This window comes from Stenotrophomonas sp., assembly GCF_032099025.1.
Taxonomy (GTDB): domain Bacteria; phylum Pseudomonadota; class Gammaproteobacteria; order Xanthomonadales; family Xanthomonadaceae; genus Stenotrophomonas.
In genome coordinates this window covers 6,006-9,317 of the sequence record NZ_DAMCID010000052.1, presented here as the reverse complement: position 1 = coordinate 9,317, position 3,312 = coordinate 6,006, and the positions used below count along the sequence as shown (strand labels likewise).

The following is a 3,312-nucleotide window of genomic DNA, read 5'->3' as shown; positions in this document are numbered from 1 at the left end:
GGCCAACCGTCAAAGGGTCGGCGGCGGTGGGTTTGCGGGACCGTAGAAAACATGGGCCCGGCGCATGCGCCGGGCGGGTTGGGCAGGACGCCCAACCCAGGTCTTGCCGTGTACGCAGGATTGCGTACACGAGCAAGTTTTCTACGAGCCCCCATGGGTGAAGGCGCACTGCTTGCGAGGCACTGCCTCGCGTGCGACTGAACGCACAACCGCTGGCGGTTGGGCTGGGGCCCGGAGGGCGGTTCACGGCGTGTCCCGCAAACCCACCGCCGCCGGCCCAACCCCGCAGCACAGGCAGACAAAGGCTCTGGCCTTGCTCCGGCCGTGCTCTGGCGGTGCTCTGGCACGGCTCTTGCACCTGCTCTGGCATCGCCGCGCGCACCTTTCGGTGCCTGCGGCTCAAGCCTCCCCGTTCCGGGCCGATATCACCTGCAGGAAGCGCAGGCGGTTGCGTGCCCACCTTACAAAGACAGGACTGCAGACATGGCAATTGGTTCGATTGGTACCGGCCTGGACATCCCCTCCTTCGTGGCGCAGCTCGTGGCCAAGGAGCGCGAGCCCCAGGCAAACCAGATCAATGCTGCCGGAACCGCGGCCACCGCCAAATTGTCGGCTCTCGCCACCCTGACCGGCGGCATGACCAACCTGCAGACCACCCTGGCCAGCCTCATCAAGAACGCCGACAAACCGTCGTTCAAGACCAGCACCATCACCGACTCCAACTTCACCGCCAGCATCGACACCAGCGACGGCGCCGCCTCCGCCTCCGCCGGCACCCACCAGGTGGAAGTCAAATCCCTGGCACAGGCCCAGAAGCTCAGCTCCGGCGCGTTCGCCAAGGATGCCGTCGTCGGTGACGGCAAACTGACCATCGCCTACGGCGACAAGACCCTCGAAGTGACCGTCAACGCCGACAGCAAGCTCAGCGACATCGCCGCCGCCATCAACAAGGCGGCCGGCGGCAAAGTGGTCAGCGCCAGCGTCATCACCGCCGACGATGGCCAGCATCTCATGCTCAGCGCCATCGACTCCGGCCTGGCCGGCGCCGTCACCATCACCGCCTCCGGCGGCAATGGCGGCCTCGATTCCCTGAACTACGACGGCACCGCCGGCTCCGGCATGACCCAGACCGTCGAACCCAAGGACGCCGTGGTCGTCGTGGACGGCTTCACCCGCACGTCCAGCTCCAACACCATCAGCGACATCGTCCCCGGCGTGAACCTGACCCTGACCAAGGCAGGCACCGAGGCGGGCAAGACCCAGACCCTGACGATCACCCGCGACAACACCGCGCTGAAGACCGACATGGCCGCGTTCGTCGCCGCCTACAACGCCATCAACAACGCCCTGAAGTCCACCAGCGCCTACAACGCCACCAGCAAGACCGCCGCTGCCCTGACCGGCGACGCCATGGTGCGCGGCCTCCAGCAGCAGCTGCGCAGCCAGTTCAGCAGCAACATCAACGGCCTCAAGGACATGGGCGTGACCATGGCCGCCGACGGTACCCTGACCCTCGACAGCGGCAAGATGGAAACCGCCATCGCCAAGGACCCCGATGCCGTCGCCCGCCTGTTCGGCAAGGATGGCGCCATCGGCAAGCCCATGGACACGCTGATCAAGTCCAACCTGGACAAGGAAACCGGCACGCTCACCCAGCGTACCAACTCGCTCAACAAGCAGATCAAGGACCTGGAAAGCCGCCTGGACGCGCTCGACGCGCGCATGGAAAAGGTCACCGACCGGTACACCAAGCAGTTCACCGCAATGGAAACCATGGTCAGCCAGATGCAGACCACCAGCGACGGCCTGACCCAGGCCCTGGCCAAGAAGACCAGCAGCTGAGTCCTCGCGCGGCAACGCTCAAGTTTCCGCACCGCACCGCCGATATTCATGGCAGCACCCACCACCTCACCCTGTGGCGCGGGCTGGCCCAGAGGAGAAATTTCGAATGTACGGTTCCAGCCGTCAGTACGCAGAACAGTACCGCAAGGTCGGTGTTTCCAGCGCCGTCAACGATGCCGACCCGCACAAGCTGGTGGCCATGTTGCTGGCCGGCGCCTGCGAGCGCATCCGCCTGGCCGAAGCCTGCCTGGAGCGCAACGACCAGGCCCGCAAGGGCAAGGCGATCGGCGAGGCCTGCGCCATCGTCGGCCATCTCAACGGCTCGCTCGACCACGAAGCGGGCGGTGACATTGCCGGCAACCTCTCGGCCCTGTACGACTACGTCATGCAGCGCCTGACCGACGCCAACCTGCACAACGATGCCGCCGCCCTGCAGGAATCGCTGCAGCTGCTGACCGAGATCGACGCCGCCTGGAACGCCATCCCCCACGACCAGCGCCAGCCCGCTGCGGCGGGCGCCTGATGCACGCCGCCCTCGCCACCGACGTACTGCAGCCCCTGCACGACGCGCTGGACGAGTTGTCGCGCGCCGTCGAGGGTGAAGACCACGACCTGACCCAGCGGCTGATGGATGCCTATGACGAGCAGGTGCGGGCCTACCTGGACGAACACGATGCACGCATCGACGCCGGCTCCCTGCGCGGCCTGATCGCCCGCCAGCAGCAGGTGAGCATCCGCATGGCCGCCCGCCGCGACGAGGCGGCCACCCATCTCACCGCCGATCGACGCGCCGTTCGCGCCTCCCTCGCCTACCTCCGGGCAGAATCACTGACATGAGCGACCTTCGCCCCAGCGACATCCATCATCCGGCCGAAAGCGAGCTGTTCGATGAAACGCTGAGCTGCGAAGTCGCCCTGCCCGCGGAGTTCCGCCTGGGCAGCGCGGTGATCCGCCCCGGCAGTGCCGAAACCCTGCTGCGCAGTGTTGCCCTGGTCGAGGACTCCCGGGGCGACGACGGCCATGACGACCGTGGTGAGAGCACCCTCCAGCTGCAGCGCCTGGAGGCCAAGCTGGACCTCACCATGGTGCTGCTGGGCCGCTTGGTCCGCCAGAGCACCCAGGACCTGGACCTGCGCCCGCTGCGCTGGTCGCGGCGCGGCATCCGCCTGGAACTGGGCACCCGCACCAGCGCCGCCCCCGGCAGCCTGGGGCTGATCCGCCTGCAGCCGTGCGATTGGCTGCCCGACCATATCGACCTGCCGGTCTCCGTGCTGGCCGAGGCCGCCAACGGCTCGGGCGCCTACTTCCTGTGGCTGCGCTTCGAGCCCATGAGCGACGCGCTGGAGATGGCCCTCGAACGCCACCTGTTCCGCCTGCACCGCCGCCAGATCGCCGACGCCCGCCGGCAGCGGTAGCCCGCAGGGCTACCGCGTAGTGCCGGCCGCTGGCCGGCTCCGCACGATGCAGGGT

The 3,312-nt window shown here is 67.5% G+C and carries 4 protein-coding genes; all 4 read left to right on the top strand.

Annotated elements, in window-relative coordinates:
* Window positions 1-483: 483 nt before the first annotated feature.
* The 4 genes from fliD to RT456_RS19185 all read left to right on the top strand — a co-directional run bounded on the left by fliD (window position 484) and on the right by RT456_RS19185 (window position 3,257).
* Complete coding sequence (gene fliD / locus RT456_RS19200; protein ID WP_313349030.1) at window positions 484-1,842, top strand: flagellar filament capping protein FliD; 1,359 nt, start codon at window positions 484-486, stop codon at window positions 1,840-1,842.
* Window positions 1,843-1,948: 106 nt separating this feature from the next.
* On the top strand, window positions 1,949-2,365 hold the full coding sequence (fliS, locus tag RT456_RS19195) for a flagellar export chaperone FliS (protein ID WP_313349028.1): 417 nt from the start codon (window positions 1,949-1,951) through the stop codon (window positions 2,363-2,365).
* On the top strand, window positions 2,365-2,679 hold the full coding sequence (locus RT456_RS19190) for a hypothetical protein (RefSeq protein ID WP_313349026.1): 315 nt from the start codon (window positions 2,365-2,367) through the stop codon (window positions 2,677-2,679). The genes fliS and RT456_RS19190 overlap by 1 nt, the downstream gene beginning before the upstream one ends.
* A complete protein-coding gene (locus RT456_RS19185) occupies window positions 2,676-3,257 on the top strand; it encodes a PilZ domain-containing protein (protein ID WP_313349025.1) in 582 nt (193 codons plus the stop codon). The genes RT456_RS19190 and RT456_RS19185 overlap by 4 nt, the downstream gene beginning before the upstream one ends.
* Window positions 3,258-3,312 lie beyond the last annotated feature (55 nt).

Excerpts from the sequence above, each read along its gene's own strand:
- fliD (WP_313349030.1), top strand. The coding sequence starts at position 484 with ATGGCAATTGGTTCGATTGGTACCGGCCTGGACATCCCCTCCTTCGTG.
- fliS (WP_313349028.1), top strand. The coding sequence starts at position 1,949 with ATGTACGGTTCCAGCCGTCAGTACGCAGAACAGTACCGCAAGGTCGGT.
- RT456_RS19190 (WP_313349026.1), top strand. The coding sequence starts at position 2,365 with ATGCACGCCGCCCTCGCCACCGACGTACTGCAGCCCCTGCACGACGCG.
- RT456_RS19185 (WP_313349025.1), top strand. The coding sequence starts at position 2,676 with ATGAGCGACCTTCGCCCCAGCGACATCCATCATCCGGCCGAAAGCGAG.